The 14327-nt window shown below is 55.2% G+C and carries 11 protein-coding genes and 1 pseudogene; 5 read left to right on the plus strand and 7 right to left on the minus strand.

Annotation, left to right across the window (positions count from 1 at the left end; all coding sequences use genetic code 11):
* Positions 1-128: 128 nt before the first annotated feature.
* Positions 129-620 (plus strand): annotated as a pseudogene (locus PluTT01m_RS18980) (SprT family zinc-dependent metalloprotease); the annotation flags it as partial.
* 725 nt (positions 621-1345) lie between these two features.
* Here the strand turns inward: PluTT01m_RS18980 and PluTT01m_RS27705 are convergent.
* A complete protein-coding gene (locus PluTT01m_RS27705; RefSeq protein WP_228957057.1) occupies positions 1346-1606 on the minus strand; it encodes a hypothetical protein in 261 nt (86 codons plus the stop codon).
* Between the two features lie 352 nt (positions 1607-1958).
* Here PluTT01m_RS27705 and PluTT01m_RS18995 point away from each other — a divergent pair, with 352 nt between their 5' ends.
* Entirely contained in the window at positions 1959-2219 is a 261-nt protein-coding gene (locus PluTT01m_RS18995; protein WP_162096531.1) for a hypothetical protein, read from the plus strand.
* A 247-nt stretch (positions 2220-2466) separates the two neighbouring features.
* Here the strand turns inward: PluTT01m_RS18995 and xerC (PluTT01m_RS19000) are convergent, their stop codons facing one another.
* Together xerC (PluTT01m_RS19000) and PluTT01m_RS19005 are read right to left on the minus strand one after the other, a co-directional pair.
* Positions 2467-3579, minus strand: coding sequence for a site-specific tyrosine recombinase XerC (gene xerC / locus PluTT01m_RS19000; RefSeq protein ID WP_011145461.1), 1113 nt, complete (start codon positions 3577-3579; stop codon positions 2467-2469).
* Positions 3566-6880 (minus strand): CHC2 zinc finger domain-containing protein, encoded by a 3315-nt coding sequence (locus PluTT01m_RS19005; RefSeq protein ID WP_011145462.1) that lies wholly within the window; start codon positions 6878-6880, stop codon positions 3566-3568. The genes xerC (PluTT01m_RS19000) and PluTT01m_RS19005 overlap by 14 nt, the downstream gene beginning before the upstream one ends.
* 132 nt (positions 6881-7012) lie before the next feature.
* On the opposite strand from PluTT01m_RS19005, the gene PluTT01m_RS19010 reads away from it, so the two are divergent.
* Complete coding sequence (locus tag PluTT01m_RS19010; protein ID WP_011145463.1) at positions 7013-7351, plus strand: helix-turn-helix domain-containing protein; 339 nt, start codon at positions 7013-7015, stop codon at positions 7349-7351.
* Between the two features lie 92 nt (positions 7352-7443).
* Entirely contained in the window at positions 7444-7686 is a 243-nt protein-coding gene (locus PluTT01m_RS19015; protein ID WP_011145464.1) for a SymE family type I addiction module toxin, read from the plus strand.
* A gap of 44 nt (positions 7687-7730) precedes the next feature.
* Here PluTT01m_RS19015 and PluTT01m_RS19020 read toward each other — a convergent pair whose 3' ends face one another.
* Both PluTT01m_RS19020 and PluTT01m_RS19025 read right to left on the minus strand, forming a co-directional pair.
* Positions 7731-8048, minus strand: coding sequence for a hypothetical protein (locus tag PluTT01m_RS19020; RefSeq protein WP_011145465.1), 318 nt, complete (start codon positions 8046-8048; stop codon positions 7731-7733).
* Complete coding sequence (locus PluTT01m_RS19025) at positions 8045-8974, minus strand: hypothetical protein (protein WP_237146614.1); 930 nt, start codon at positions 8972-8974, stop codon at positions 8045-8047. Before PluTT01m_RS19025 ends, PluTT01m_RS19020 begins: the two co-directional genes overlap by 4 nt.
* A 352-nt stretch (positions 8975-9326) precedes the next feature.
* Here PluTT01m_RS19025 and PluTT01m_RS19035 point away from each other — a divergent pair, with 352 nt between their 5' ends.
* Complete coding sequence (locus PluTT01m_RS19035) at positions 9327-9587, plus strand: hypothetical protein (RefSeq protein WP_125026219.1); 261 nt, start codon at positions 9327-9329, stop codon at positions 9585-9587.
* A 229-nt stretch (positions 9588-9816) separates the two neighbouring features.
* On the opposite strand, the gene xerC (PluTT01m_RS19040) is transcribed toward PluTT01m_RS19035, so the two are convergent.
* Together xerC (PluTT01m_RS19040) and PluTT01m_RS19045 are read right to left on the minus strand one after the other, a co-directional pair.
* Positions 9817-10947, minus strand: a complete 1131-nt coding sequence (gene xerC, locus PluTT01m_RS19040) for a site-specific tyrosine recombinase XerC (protein WP_011147852.1) — start codon at positions 10945-10947, stop codon at positions 9817-9819.
* On the minus strand, positions 10934-14248 hold the full coding sequence (locus tag PluTT01m_RS19045; protein WP_011147856.1) for a CHC2 zinc finger domain-containing protein: 3315 nt from the start codon (positions 14246-14248) through the stop codon (positions 10934-10936). Before PluTT01m_RS19045 ends, xerC (PluTT01m_RS19040) begins: the two co-directional genes overlap by 14 nt.
* Between the last annotated feature and the right edge of the window lie 79 nt (positions 14249-14327).

Consider the following 14327-nt stretch of genomic DNA (forward strand, 5'->3'; position numbering starts at 1 on the left):
GGTTTGAATAACCAAACCTGGCTTTTTTAGCATTAGCTAATGATTGAAGAATCCCTCAAAATATTATTATCGGTTGTTCAAAGATTTCTAATAGAATTCACTGATCCTTACCTATTTATTTTCAACACATGAAATCAGCTAGCATTCCAATTTATTTACAACAAGCCATCATGAATACTTTGCGGCAAAAACTGCAACAAGCAAACTTATATCTCAACCGTGATTTTCCTGAACCTACAATAAACTATCGCCAACGGGGAACTACCGCAGGCAGTGCCTATATAAAAAATTGGGAAATCCGTCTTAATCCAGTGTTACTGATTGAAAACCAACAAGCTTTTATTGATGAAGTTGTGCCACATGAATTAGCTCATCTATTAGTTTATCGCTACTTTGGGAAAGTGCCTCCACATGGGAAACAGTGGCGTTGGATGATGGAAGAAGTACTGAACGTTCCAGCTAACCGTACACACAAATTTAAAATCGATTCAGTACGTAGTCAAACTTTTACTTATTACTGTAATTGCCAGCAACATGAACTAACCCTACGACGCCATAATAAAATTCTGCGAGGAGAAAGTCATTATATCTGCCAAAAATGCGGAGAAAAACTTATTGCTAAATCAATAGATTCTCTCAATCCTAATTTATACCCAATGGATTTCAAGATGCATCGCGGCGGAAAGGGAGTGAATCCCCGGGAGCATAGGTAACTATGTGACCGCGGTGAGTGAGTGCAGCCAACAAAGAGGCAACTTGAAAGATAACGGGTATAAACTCAAATCCTGTAAGGATACGTAATTCACCGAGAAAATCATAACCAGAGATCAAGATTGTCATTGTTTTATATGCACTAAATAAAGAACTTAATATTGCAAAGATAATATTTATTGCCGGAAAATAGAGAAACCCGCCAATTTAATTCAGTTATTTCTCTTCACATGCGGCACAAAAATCTGATTCATGTAATGCTGGGTTTTCACATTTAATACACTTCATAAAACTTCTCCAAATAGTAACCTTAATCCAAGGATTGATTATTAATTTACGTAAATCGTATAGGTAATAGTATATAAACCAATAACTTATTAGCCCGATAAATACCCCTGTTTTTAATAACCTTATTTACATCTCCAAGTGAAAAAAGAAAGATTCCATCTATAAAGAAACGACACAACCACTTTATTACCAATTACAGTACTAACTGCTTTACCTAACATTGAGGTTGTAGGATCTTCCCCTTTAACTTTACTTCCTAAATAAGTGCCTCCTGTATTAACAAGGGTGCTAAATAGTGTTCCTTTACCTTGAGTTAATGCGCCTGTTCCTACCGCTATCAGTGTATCTATTGCACTATAGTGCCTCCCACAACAGAAGCACCTGCACCCCAAGCGACTAACAATCCTCTTGCCGGATCTTGCCCTTCCAGGTGATCACTTTTGGCATGTTTTGACAACGCCGCTGAAATCTCTTGAGGGGATTTACCTTCATTTAGCATAGCGGTAGCCAGACTGGATGCTGACCGACCGTAATCCGCCAGCCCTTTTGGCAAGCTCAGTGCATTATTGTCAGCAACAACCCATTCCATTGCGACGTTGACCGCCAAACACCGATTTTCCCTGCGCACTCAGTCAGTTACCACCCATTTTTTCCGATGTGCGTTCACCGCCGGACCCAAAACCCCCTGACGCGCTTTTCGCTTCCGAAGGCCGGTTTTTCCCGCCGCGCTCTGGTCAGTGTAGCGCCTTTTTCGGCAACGGGCGAACGTCGCCCAACTCGCTTGGGCGGCGGACGCCCGTTCTGCGGGCGCGGGCGGCAGAGAGCCCGCAAGCGGCGCCCCTGCGACGCTCTGAGGCACTGTGGCTTCGGTTTGCGTATGACCTTGCATGACCACGCGGTTTTGTTTTGTTCAGGGAAGCCCCCGGGGGCTGCACGGGGCGGCGATGGCGAGCACGGGAATGAGCAAGGAGCCTGCGACTGCGAACCGGGCGCAGCCAGTGCAGCGGGGTTGGGGCGGGGGGAAGTCAATGAGCGGAGGCCGCAGGCCGACCTGCCTTCAGGGTTGTTGGCCGGACGTTGGCACGGCAGCTAAAGAAGAACACGGGTTTTTGCCGAGGACTGGCTCAGCCGCTGACAGCAGAAGGCGTCAGCCTTGTGCGCCACACCTGCCAATGCTGACCCGCGGGGGCGCAAGACATAATGCCAATTATACGCATTAAGCCGCTCACGGATGCTCAGGCGGTTGCCCGGGCTCACCGGCGCAGTGCGTATAATTCCCCCGCATTATGTTCAATAGGCGTTGGGCGGCCTGGACCGGCTTAACGGGGACGCTCGTGGTTGAGCCGCCTGACGACTATTTACCCCCGCGTGCGCCGAGGCTGACGGGCAGTCCGGCCACGGTCTGCCCCCACACCGAACCCGCCCAACGTAACGGGGACGGGCGGACGCTCAGCGGCTATCGGAGGTTCAGGTCAGCTCTGGGCTGTCCGGCGGCGTGTCGGCATCGGCGTTATCGTCGGCGTACAGGTCGGCCAGTAAACCCACTTCATCGGCGTCGCGGACTTTTTCGTCGGCCATTTGCTCCGCCGGATGCGTACTGGCGTGCACCGCCTGCAAGGCCCGGATAGAGACCTGCGTATACACCTGGGTGGATTCCACGCTGGCATGGCCTAACATGGCCTGTATCCAGCGCAGGTCCGCGCCGTTCTCCAGCATCTGCGTTGCCATCGCATGCCGGAACAGGTGGCAGGCACCTTTTTTCTCGATACCCACCGCGTTGATATAAGCTGTCACCAGATTGCTGATACCGTTAGCCTGTAAGCCGTCCAGCCCATCCATTGCGACGAATAATGCCTTGACGTCTGGATTGACGATAAGTTGTGGCCGCACCTGTTGCTGATAGCGCTGTAGCCAGCTTAAGGCCCGTTCACCGAGGGGCAACACCCGGTCTTTATTCCCCTTGCCCTGCCGGATGGTCACCGTTTTGCGTTTTCCGTCAACGCTGTACACATCCAGCCGGGTTAATTCGCCCCGACGCATCCCGGTTGACCAGAGCAACTCCATCAACGCCCGGTCACGTATCCCCTGCAACGTCGTCAGGTCAGGCTGCGCCAGTATCTGTTCGGTTTCATCGATGGTCAGGATATAGCGCGGCAGGTGCTTTTCCAGTCTGGGGAGTTCAATGTCCGCCGCCGGGTTCGCCAGTATCAGATTCTGTTTGGTCAGCCATTTGAACCAGACTTTCAATGGCTCCAGTTGGGTACGTTGCGTCCGGGTGCTTAACGGTTCACCGTTGGTCTTGCGGTACTGATACAGATAACGCTGGTAACGCTCCAGTATCGGCCGGGTGATATCCGCTGCGTAGTATAAGCCGCGCTCGGTTGCCCACAGGATAAAGTGGTAAGTATGGTGCGTCTGTACTTTCAGCGTACTTTCTGACCAGTTCCGTTCCTGTCGCCACACTACAAAGCGCAGCAACAACGCATACAGGCTCTTCGGGTCATGCGCCGGCCCCACAGGCTGACGGTAGACGTCATTAACGGTCAGAAGGCTCCCCTTGCGGGGTTTACGGTTTGCCATGATTGACCTCCGGTTGAGATTGAGGGGCGGGCGCAGACAAGGGGCGCGTTTTCTTTTTTCCTTTTATCACGGTGTCTTCCGTTACCCCGACTTGCGGTACGCTGAACCCGTGCTCTGCCTGCCCGGATGGGGATTTTTTCACCCCAGACTTAGCCCGGACCTGGCCCAGACTTGAGGCAGACGGGTGTTCATTTAAGTCAGACTTGCTCTCATGACCTGTCGGGACGGCTGCCGGCGTTTTATCCCTGTCGGGTACGGGCAATGCGCCTCTGTGATTATTTTCCTTAATAACTGCGTTTTCATCTGCCCGGACTTGTGCCCCTGCCGGCCCTTGTTCTGTCCGGGCTGACGCGGGTTTTTCTTCCCCAGACTCAGGCCAGACTTGCCCCGGACTTGGGGAAGACTTACGACCTTCCGGGTCAGACTTGCGTTCACTGCCGGCGGTTTCTGAGTCCGCTTCTCCGACATCCAGCAGGCCGCACAGGTGGGCTGCGCCGTTGTCTTCTCCGTCCCACAGCAGTTCATAATGCAGCAGGTGCCCCCGGCTGCCGCCATGCAACAGCAGGTATTCCATTTCCGTCAGCCGTTGACAGTGGTTTTTGAGCTGGCTGTCGCTCCAGTGGGTAAAGGCGCGGATATCCCGCCGGGTAAAGCGCACTTCATTTGGCTGGCAGTGCTGGATTTGCGCCTGTTCGTTCACCATCTCTTGTATCAGCAGTAACAGTTTGCGTGTTTGCGGCGGCATTTCATCCAGCGTGCGCCCCAGCACCTCATGCGCCAGCCGGTTGGCGAGGGCAATATCGTCTTGGGTGACTTCGATATATTCGATGACCTGCCCGCGGTGGGTCGTTTTCTTCACTTCACGTTGATACTGGTGCAGCAGGGCAATGGCCTGTATCAGCGTCAGGTATTTCATGTGGTCGCGCCGCATCCGGGTTTTGTCTGACAGGAACGTCAGTTGGTGGGCGTAAGGATTGACCACTTTCAGCGGCCTTAACAGGCGCTGGGCGTTCTGGTGTAACTGCGTCAGATAGCCTTTCTCCGAGTCAGCCAGCAACCCGGCCAGCGTCTGGCGGTGTCGCTGCATGGCGTGGATAGCCTGCGTCTGCTCGCGCGATTCGTTGACCGTCAGCACCAGACAGCGGTTCAGCAGCTCTTCATCCACATCAATGGCCGTCGTCGTTAACATCAGCATCACCGGTCCCTGTACCTTGTATTCCCGCGTCACCAGTTCGCCGCTCTGCTCGTTCTTGCCGGTGCTGGCGATTTTCAGCTCGCCGTCGGACTGCAACAGTTTCAGGGCATAAGCCGCCTGCCGCACGCCTTCCTCTTCGGCTATCGCCAGTATTTTGTGTTGCAGGCTGGTTTCGCCGAGGTAATACAGGCTCTGTCCGGTCATTGCCGAGTACTGGATACGCTCCTCTTCCGGCATCAGGTTCAGCACGGCATCCATCAGGCTGCTCTTGCCTGCCGCGCTGCTGCTCTGGATTAACACGGCCAGCGGTTTATCGAGTTTGCGCGAGACTGCCGCCAGATACCCGGTCAGCAGATTGGTCGATTCGCCGACCACCCCGCAGGCGGCCATGTCGTTGATAATCTGTTCTGTTAAGTTCGGTGATGTCAGCAATGCCAGCGCGGCGGCTTCGTCTTCCGCGCTGACCGTGACCGCCGTTGTCCCTGAGGCTTCGGCGTCGGCTTGCTGTTGCGCGTCCTGTTGCTGCTCCAGCATCAGCAATACCCGCCCGGCTTCGCGTTTGATGACCGACAGCTCGCATTCCAGCTCTTGCGCCGCCGTGCTGATGTAGTTCTGACGATGCCGCGCGTGATACATGTCCAGCGTATCCACATGGAACAGGCCGGACGTTTCATCACGGACCTGCACATTGACTTTCATCACATCGGGCACCGGCGATTTTTTCATCCCTCGTATCCGCCAGACCCGGGGGCCGCTTTTCATCAACAACTCACCGGACGCCGTACGCTCACAGGGCACGGGGGCAACGGTCAGCGCCGGCGGGGCGGCTAAAGCAGCCGGTTTAGCCACATCAGCATTGTGAGGCTTTTCCGTCACACCCGGCGAGACGGGCCGCTCATGGCTGAACACCGCGCCCGGTGCCGTTCCCTGTCCCAGCCAGACCGCCTGTTGCAACGCCAGCCCCAGTGCATGTTCGGCGTTGCCGCTTTTGACGGCATAGTCATTGGCATCCATGCCCGGCGGGAACTGCACCCGCCATGCCTCGATACCGGCTTCCAGTAAGTCAGCCGCCACATTAGCCGCGCCACGGTCTCCGGCCTCGTCCCGGTCAAAGGCAATCAGCACCCGTTTCACGCCGTGATACTGCAAGGCTTCGAGGTGCTCACGGTTAAACCCGTTCACCCCGAACGCGGCAATCACGTTACGGAACCCGGCACACCAGAAGGTCATGGCATCGATCAGCGCTTCGCACAGGATAATTTCCGCAGCGGCTTTCATCGCTGCCTCATTCCAGACCCCGGCCAGGGGTGAGGACAGGTACAGATGCTTTGGGCTGTCTTTCAGCACTTTGTAATCCGGCTGGGTTCGGCGGCCATACAGTTGCAGCACCCGCCCGCGGCTGGCCACACTGGCCGATTCGGCCCAGCCGATTATCGGCACCACGACACAGCCCCGGAAGTGGTCCTGCCGGGTGGTGGTACGCAACACGCCCAGCCCCGACAGCTTGCCGCGCAACTGCTGGCCTTCCTGACTGTCTTTGGACGGCAACAATCCCGCGGAACCGCTGATACCGTGATGACCCGCATAACCGAGCCGGAAGTGGCTGACCAGTTCAGGATGATTCAGCCCGCGTCGTGCCAGCCAGGCTTTGGCTTCCGGTGACGCCAGTAAGTGCTGATGATAAAAATCAATCACCTGATGCAACAGCGCCTGCCCGTCATCGTCCAGGTCGGCCAGTTTCGGGCGCGGCAGGGGTGCCGCCTGTGACTCCGGCGGGGCGGCTAAAGAAGAAGCGGCCACAACTGCATTGTCCATATCCGGCAACCCGGCCAGCTCCCGCAGCCGGCGGATAGCGATTTTCAGCGTCACCCCTTCCGTTTGTATCACCCAGTCCAGCACCGACCCCGCTGCGCCACAGCCAAAGCAGTGATACAGGTTCTTAGCAGGCGATATCACCATTGAGGGCGTTTTCTCGTTATGGAACGGACAGCGCAGCACATAATCCTCACCGCGTTTTTTCATCGGACGGCCTTGCTTACGCGCCAGCCCCAGTAACGAGACGGTTTGCTTTAAGCGGGCTAAATCGGTATCGGGAACGCGGGTCATTGCCTCTACTCCTGTAAAATGCGTCAAGATTCATATTGATAATATATATAGTCCCTGATATGATACTTTTAGTCAAGCGATAAAAACGGGAGGGGTATAGTGACGTCAGTTACAGCAACTTTGGAATTTCCTATGAGCTTTTCTGATAAATTGGCGGCTTCCCGTAAAGAGCTTGGTTTCACGCAACAACAGATGGCTGACAAGATTGGTATGCACGTTTCACAATACAAGCGCTATGAAGCCGGGACATCCCAGCCGACGATTGATGTGTTTCGGCGGATTGCATTAGCGTTGAATGTCAGTGCCGATATGCTTCTTTTTGATCCCAATGAGCGCGGACCCGATGACCGGCTAAAACTCCAGTTCGAAGCAGTCTCACAGTTGGATGAGAAAGAGCGGGAAGCGATTGAGACAGTGATTAGCAGTATGTTGCATATGCATGATGCTAAACGTTGGACGGTAAAACGTTAGCCGCTCAAGAAGAGACAATACTTACGCGGTGTTGAGATGCTGAGAACATCCCAGCACCGCTAACCACAACCCACTATCAGAGGTAGTTAGCTATGGCTGAACGCGATTGTAATGTAAATTCAGGCAGTTCGAAAGCGCAACGCCGCTATAAGGTCGGCTATATCAGCCGATGTCACGCCGACCGCCACACTGGCATGACCCGCTATTACAGCCAGCATCCCAGCTTGCATCTTAAAGGTAATTGGCTGGAAGAAGCGGGCTTTGTGACCGGGCAGCCAGTGCAGGTCAGTGTTGAGCACGGACAGTTGATTATCCGGCTCGTTGAGAACAGTTGACGGTTAAAAGCAGGAAGCTCCCGGCCACTGACCGGGACGCCTAATTAACAAAAATCCTGTTCTATATTACCTTCTGCCTTTAGGATTGCCAAAAAGCGTTGATAAGCAGTTTCATCTAACTCAAGTAGATCATCCAGCAACTGTTCTTCTATTAATGCCCAATGATGAACACTTTTAGCATCATCATTTGAGAAAAAAACAGTTTTAAAATCTATCGTTGTATCGATAACTGAGACTTCATGAGACTTATATGCCTGTAAACCTCCATAATTTGGTGGTAACCCATAAAAATATGTTTCATCACCAAACCAATATATGGCAAAAACATCAACAATAGAGCCATCTGATTCTTGTATTTTCATTTAACATTATCCTTTATTGAATCTATTACCTTTTTAGGATCCTGTTGGATTCTCTGAGGAGTAGTAATTTTCATGTCATAGGCTTTACCAGTATTTGAGTTGTACTGGTAATGGATAGTTATTGTTTGTCCATTAGGGAGCCTATGTTTTGCTTCCATTTTCTGAAAACCAGCCGCTGTAGGAAAACGGGGATCTTTATTCATACCTAACAATTTACTTCCTTGTGACGGATTTGATTCAACCTGTTTCCAGAAAGTTTGCTCATTCAGATCCCTTGGCGCAGCAACTTGTTGTCCTGGTTTCGCAGTAGATATCTTTTCAGCATTTTTGATAAGCTGTTGATGATAAACAGTATTATCCGATTTATCACCCAGATTCGTTGTGCCTTGACTGTTTTTCCCAATCTTTTCCAGCGCCGTTTTCTCTGTATTAACAGCCGCGCCTGTGCTTCCCTTTGTTGTTGGCGATGACTTCGGCCCTTTAGCCCCCTCCATCACAATTGGCAATGTCATCGCCATCGCAGCGGCCGTTTCCTTGCTCATGCCCATCGCCTCAAAGCGTTTTGTCCAGCCGAGTTCGCCTACCTTGCCTGTGGCCGCCTGACCTAACGTATTCACCGCCGACAGGTAATTTCTGAACTCAACCGGCAATGTGCCATCCCGGTCCATATTTTTGAGGGTACGTTCAAACACCGGCCACTGATCAACCAGATAACCATACTTCTGTGCACACTGGGTCGGGTTGCTGTTGCAGAAATCCATCATTTCCTGCTGATTGCGGATATTAGTGTCTACCATATCCTTGATCACTTGTTTGCAGCTTTCGCCTTCACAGGTGCGGGCTTGATGCGCAAAACTGTCCAGCTCATTCACGCTCAGATAGTTATTCTCAATAACAACCCATTCCATTGCGAAGTTGACCGCCAAACACCGATTTTCCCAATGCCCTCAGCCAGTTACCACCCGTTTTTTCCAATGGGCGTTCACCGCCGGACCCAAAACCCCCTGACGCGCTTTTCGCCCCCGAAGGCCGGTTTTTCCCGCCGCACTCTGGTCAGTGTAGCGCCTTCTTCGGCAACGGGCGAACGTCGCCCAACTCGCTTGGGCGGCGGGTGCCCGTTCTGCGGGCGCGGGCGGCACAGAGCCCGCAAGCGGCGCCCCTGCGACGCTCTGAGGCACTGTGGCTTCGGTTTGCGTATGACCTTGCATGACCACGCGGTTTTGTTTTGTTCAGGGAAGCCCCCGGGGGCTGCACGGGGCGGCGATGGCGAGCACGGGAATGAGCAAGGAGCCTGCGACTGCGAACCGGGCGCAGCCAGTGCAGCGGGGTTGGGGCGGGGGGAAGTCAATGAGCGGAGGCCGCAGGCCGATCTGCCTTCAGGGTTGTTGGCCGGACGTTGGCACGGCAGCTAAAGAAGAACACGGGTTTTTGCCGAGGACTGGCTCAGCCGCTGATAGCAGAAGGCGTCAGCCTTGTGCGCCACACCTGCCAATGCTGACCCGCGGGGGCGCAAGACATAATGCCAATTATACGCATTAAGCCGCTCATCAATGCTCAGGCGGTTGCCCGGGCTCACCGGCGCAGTGCGTATAATTCCCCCGCATTATGTTCAATAGGCGTTGGGCGGCCTGGACCGGCTTAACGGGGACGCTCGTGGTTGAGCCGCCTGACGACTATTTACCCCCGCGTGCGCCGATGCCGACGGGCAGTCCGGCCACGGTCTGCCCCCACACCGAACCCGCCCAACTCAACGGGGGCGTGCGGACGCTCAGCGGCTATCGGCGGTTGAGGTCGGCTCTGAACTGTCCGGCGGCGTGTCCGTGTCGGCGTTATCGTCGGCGTACAGGTCGGCCAGTAAACCCACCTCATCGGCGTCGCGGACTTTTTCGTCGGCCATTTGCTCCGCCGGATGCGTACTGGCGTGCACCGCCTGCAAGGCCCGGATAGAGACCTGCGTATACACCTGGGTGGATTCCACGCTGGCATGGCCTAACATGGCCTGTATCCAGCGCAGGTCCGCGCCGTTCTCCAGCATCTGCGTCGCCATCGCGTGCCGAAACAGGTGGCAGGCACCTTTTTTCTCGATACCCACCGCGTTGATATAAGCTGTCACCAGATTGCTGATACCGTTAGCCTGTAAGCCGTCCAGCCCATCCATTGCGACGAATAATGCCTTGACGTCTGGATTGACGATAAGTTGTGGCCGCACCTGTTGCTGATAGCGCTGTAGCCAGCTTAAGGCCCGTTCACCGAGGGGCAACACCCGGTCTTTATTCCCCTTGCCCTGCCGGATGGTCACCGTTTTGCGTTTTCCGTCAACGCTGTACACATCCAGCCGGGTTAATTCGCCCCGACGCATCCCGGTTGACCAGAGCAACTCCATCAACGCCCGGTCACGTATCCCCTGCAACGTCGTCAGGTCAGGCTGCGCCAGTATCTGTTCGGTTTCATCGATGGTCAGGATATAGCGCGGCAGGTGCTTTTCCAGTCTGGGGAGTTCAATGTCCGCCGCCGGGTTCGCCAGTATCAGATTCTGTTTGGTCAGCCATTTGAACCAGACTTTCAATGGCTCCAGTTGGGTACGTTGCGTCCGGGTGCTTAACGGTTCACCGTTGGTCTTGCGGTACTGATACAGATAACGCTGGTAACGCTCCAGTATCGGCCGGGTGATATCCGCTGCGTAGTATAAGCCGCGCTCGGTTGCCCACAGGATAAAGTGGTAAGTATGGTGCGTCTGTACTTTCAGCGTACTTTCTGACCAGCTCCGTTCCTGTCGCCACACTACAAAGCGCAGCAACAACGCATACAGGCTCTTCGGGTCATGCGCCGGCCCCACAGGCTGACGGTAGACGTCATTAACGGTCAGAAGGCTCCCCTTGCGGGGTTTACGGTTTGCCATGATTGACCTCCGGTTGAGATTGAGGGGCGGGCGCAGACAAGGGGCGCGTTTTCTTTTTTCCTTTTATCACGGTGTCTTCCGTTACCCCGACTTGCGGTACGCTGAACCCGTGTTCTGCCTGCCCGGATAGGGATTTTTTCACCCCAGACTTAGCCCGGACCTGGCCCAGACTTGAGGCAGACGGGTGTTCATTTAAGTCAGACTTGCTCTCATGACCTGTCGGGACGGCTGCCGGCGTTTTATCCCTGTCGGGTACGGGCAATGCGTCTCTGTGATTATTTTCCTTGATAACTGCGTTTTCATCTGCCCGGACTTGTGCCCCCACTGGCCCTTGTGCTGTCTGGGCTGACGCGGGTTTTTCTTCCCCAGACTCAGGCCAGACTTGCCCCGGACTTGGGGAAGACTTATGACCTTCCGGGTCAGACTTGCGTTCACTGCCGGCGGTTTCTGAGTCCGCTTCTCCGACATCCAGCAGGCCGCACAGGTGGGCTGCGCCGTTGTCTTCTCCGTCCCACAGCAGTTCATAATGCAGCAGGTGCCCCCGGCTGCCGCCATGCAACAGCAGGTATTCCATTTCCGTCAGCCGTTGACAGTGGTTTTTGAGCTGGCTGTCGCTCCAGTGGGTAAAGGCGCGGATATCCCGCCGGGTAAAGCGGACTTCATTTGGCTGGCAGTGCTGGATTTGCGCCTGTGCGTTCACCATCTCTTGTATCAGCAGTAACAGCTTGCGCGTCTGCGGCGGCATTTCATCCAGCGTGCGCCCCAGCACCTCATGCGCCAGCCGGTTAGCCAGGGCAATGTCGTCCTGGGTGACTTCGATATATTCGATGACCTGCCCGCGGTGGGTGGTTTTCTTCACTTCACGTTGATACTGGTGCAGCAGGGCAATGGCCTGTATCAGCGTCAGGTATTTCATGTGGTCGCGCCGCATCCGGGTTTTGTCTGACAGGAACGTCAGTTGATGGGCGTAAGGATTGACCACTTTCAGCGGCCTTAACAGGCGCTGGGCGTTCTGGTGTAACTGCGTCAGATAGCCTTTCTCCGAGTCAGCCAGCAACCCGGCCAGCGTCTGGCGGTGCCGCTGCATGGCGTGGATAGCCTGCGTCTGCTCACGCGATTCGTTGACCGTCAGCACCAGACAGCGGTTCAGCAGCTCTTCATCCACATCAATGGCCGTCGTCGTTAACATCAGCATCACCGGTCCCTGTACCCTGTATTCCCGCGTCACCAGTTCGCCGCTCTGCTCGTTCTTGCCGGTGCTGGCGATTTTCAGCTCGCCGTCGGACTGCAACAGTTTCAGGGCATAGGCCGCCTGCCGCACCCCTTCTTCTTCGGCTATCGCCAGTATTTTGTGTTGCAGGCTGGTTTCGCCGAGGTAATACAGGCTCTGTCCGGTCATCGCCGAGTACTGGATACGCTCCTCTTCCGGCATCAGGTTCAGCACGGCATCCATCAGGCTGCTCTTGCCTGCCGCGCTGCTGCTCTGGATTAACACGGCCAGCGGTTTATCGAGTTTGCGCGAGACTGCCGCCAGATACCCGGTCAGCAGATTGGTGGATTCGCCGACCACCCCACAGGCGGCCATGTCGTTGATAATCTGTTCTGTCAGGTTCGGCGATGTTAGCAACGCCAGCGCGGCGGCTTCGTCTTCCGCGCTGACCGTCACCGCCGTTGTCCCTGAGGCTTCGGCGTCGGCTTGCTGTTGCGCGTCCTGTTGCTGCTCCAGCATCAGCAAGACCCGCCCGGCTTCGCGTTTGATGACCGACAGCTCGCATTCCAGCTCTTGCGCCGCCGTGCTGATGTAGTTCTGACGATGCCGCGCGTGATACATGTCCAGCGTATCCACATGGAACAGGCCGGACGTTTCATCCCGCACCTGCACATTGACTTTCATCACATCAGGCACCGGCGATTTTTTCATCCCCCGTATCCGCCAGATACGTGGCCCGCTTTTCATCAGCAGTTCACCGCAGGCCGTGCGCTCACAGGGCACGGGGGCAACAGTCAGCTCTGGTGGGGCGGCTAAGGCAGCCGGTTTAGCCACATCGGCATTGTGAGGCTTTTCCGTCACACCCGGCGAGACGGGCCGCTCATGGCTGAACACCGCGCCCGGCGCGGTTCCCTGTCCCAGCCAGACCGCCTGTTGCAACGCCAGCCCCAGTGCATGTTCGGCGTTGCCGCTTTTGACGGCATAGTCATTGGCATCCATACCCGGCGGGAACTGCACCCGCCATGCCTCGATACCGGCTTCCAGTAAATCAGCCGCCACATTAGCCACGCCACGGTCTCCGGCCTCGTCCCGGTCAAAGGCAATCAGCACCCGTTTCACGCCGTGATACTGCAACGCGTCGAGATGTTCACGGTTAAACCCGTTCACCCCGAACGCGGCAATCACGTTACGGAACCCGGCACACCAGAACGTCATGGCATCGATCAACGCTTCGCACAGGATAATTTCCGCAGCGGCTTTCATCGCTGCCTCATTCCAGACCCCGGCTAGCGGTGACGGCAGATACAGATGCTTCGGGCTGTCTTTCAGCACTTTGTAATCCGGCTGGGTTCGGCGGCCATACAGTTGCAGCACCCGCCCGCGGCTGGCCACACTGGCCGATTCGGCCCAGCCGATCACCGGCACCACGACGCAGCCCCGGAAGTGGTCCTGCCGGGTGGTAGTACGCAACACGCCCAGCCCCGACAGCTTGTCGCGCAGGTGCTGGCCTTCCTGACTGCTCTTGGACGGTAATAAGCCCGCTGAACCGCCGATCCCGTGATGGCCCGCGTACCCCAGCTTAAAGTGATTGACCAGTTCAGGGTGATTCAGCCCGCGTCGTGCCAGCCAGGCTTTGGCTTCCGGTGACGCCAGTAAGTGCTGATGATAAAAATCAATCACCTGATGCAACAGCGCCTGCCCGTCATCGTCCAGGTCGGCCAGTTTCGGGCGCGGCAGGGGGGCCGCCTGTGACTCCGGCAGGGCGGCTAAAGAAGAAGCAGCCACAACTGCATTGTCCATATCCGGCAACCCGGCCAGCTCCCGCAGCCGGCGGATAGCGATTTTCAGCGTCACCCCTTCCGTTTGTATCACCCAGTCCAGCACCGACCCCGCTGCGCCACAGCCAAAGCAGTGATACAGGTTCTTAGCCGGCGATATCACCATTGAGGGCGTTTTCTCGTTATGGAACGGACAGCGCAGCACATAATCCTCACCGCGTTTTTTCATCGGACGGCCTTGCTTACGCGCCAGCCCCAGTAACGAGACGGTTTGCTTTAAGTGGACTAAATCGGTGTCGGGAACGCGGGTCATCAATGACCTCCTGTAAAAACCTGTCAAGATGCTATATTGATATTTAAAACATATCTGATAAGATATCTAAAAACAAGCT

Origin of the sequence: Photorhabdus laumondii subsp. laumondii (assembly GCF_003343245.1) — a bacterium.
Classification (GTDB): Bacteria; Pseudomonadota; Gammaproteobacteria; order Enterobacterales; family Enterobacteriaceae; genus Photorhabdus; species Photorhabdus laumondii.

What these genes read in the sequence shown, in the direction of transcription:
- PluTT01m_RS18995 (WP_162096531.1), top strand. Translation starts at nt 1,959, where the DNA reads ATGAGCAAGGAGCCTGCGACTGCGAACCGGGCGCAGCCAGTGCAGCGG.
- xerC (WP_011145461.1), bottom strand. Translation starts at nt 3,579, where the DNA reads ATGGCAAACCGTAAACCCCGCAAGGGGAGCCTTCTGACCGTTAATGAC.
- PluTT01m_RS19005 (WP_011145462.1), bottom strand. Translation starts at nt 6,880, where the DNA reads ATGACCCGCGTTCCCGATACCGATTTAGCCCGCTTAAAGCAAACCGTC.
- PluTT01m_RS19010 (WP_011145463.1), top strand. Translation starts at nt 7,013, where the DNA reads ATGAGCTTTTCTGATAAATTGGCGGCTTCCCGTAAAGAGCTTGGTTTC.
- PluTT01m_RS19015 (WP_011145464.1), top strand. Translation starts at nt 7,444, where the DNA reads ATGGCTGAACGCGATTGTAATGTAAATTCAGGCAGTTCGAAAGCGCAA.
- PluTT01m_RS19020 (WP_011145465.1), bottom strand. Translation starts at nt 8,048, where the DNA reads ATGAAAATACAAGAATCAGATGGCTCTATTGTTGATGTTTTTGCCATA.
- PluTT01m_RS19035 (WP_125026219.1), top strand. Translation starts at nt 9,327, where the DNA reads ATGAGCAAGGAGCCTGCGACTGCGAACCGGGCGCAGCCAGTGCAGCGG.
- xerC (WP_011147852.1), bottom strand. Translation starts at nt 10,947, where the DNA reads ATGGCAAACCGTAAACCCCGCAAGGGGAGCCTTCTGACCGTTAATGAC.
- PluTT01m_RS19045 (WP_011147856.1), bottom strand. Translation starts at nt 14,248, where the DNA reads ATGACCCGCGTTCCCGACACCGATTTAGTCCACTTAAAGCAAACCGTC.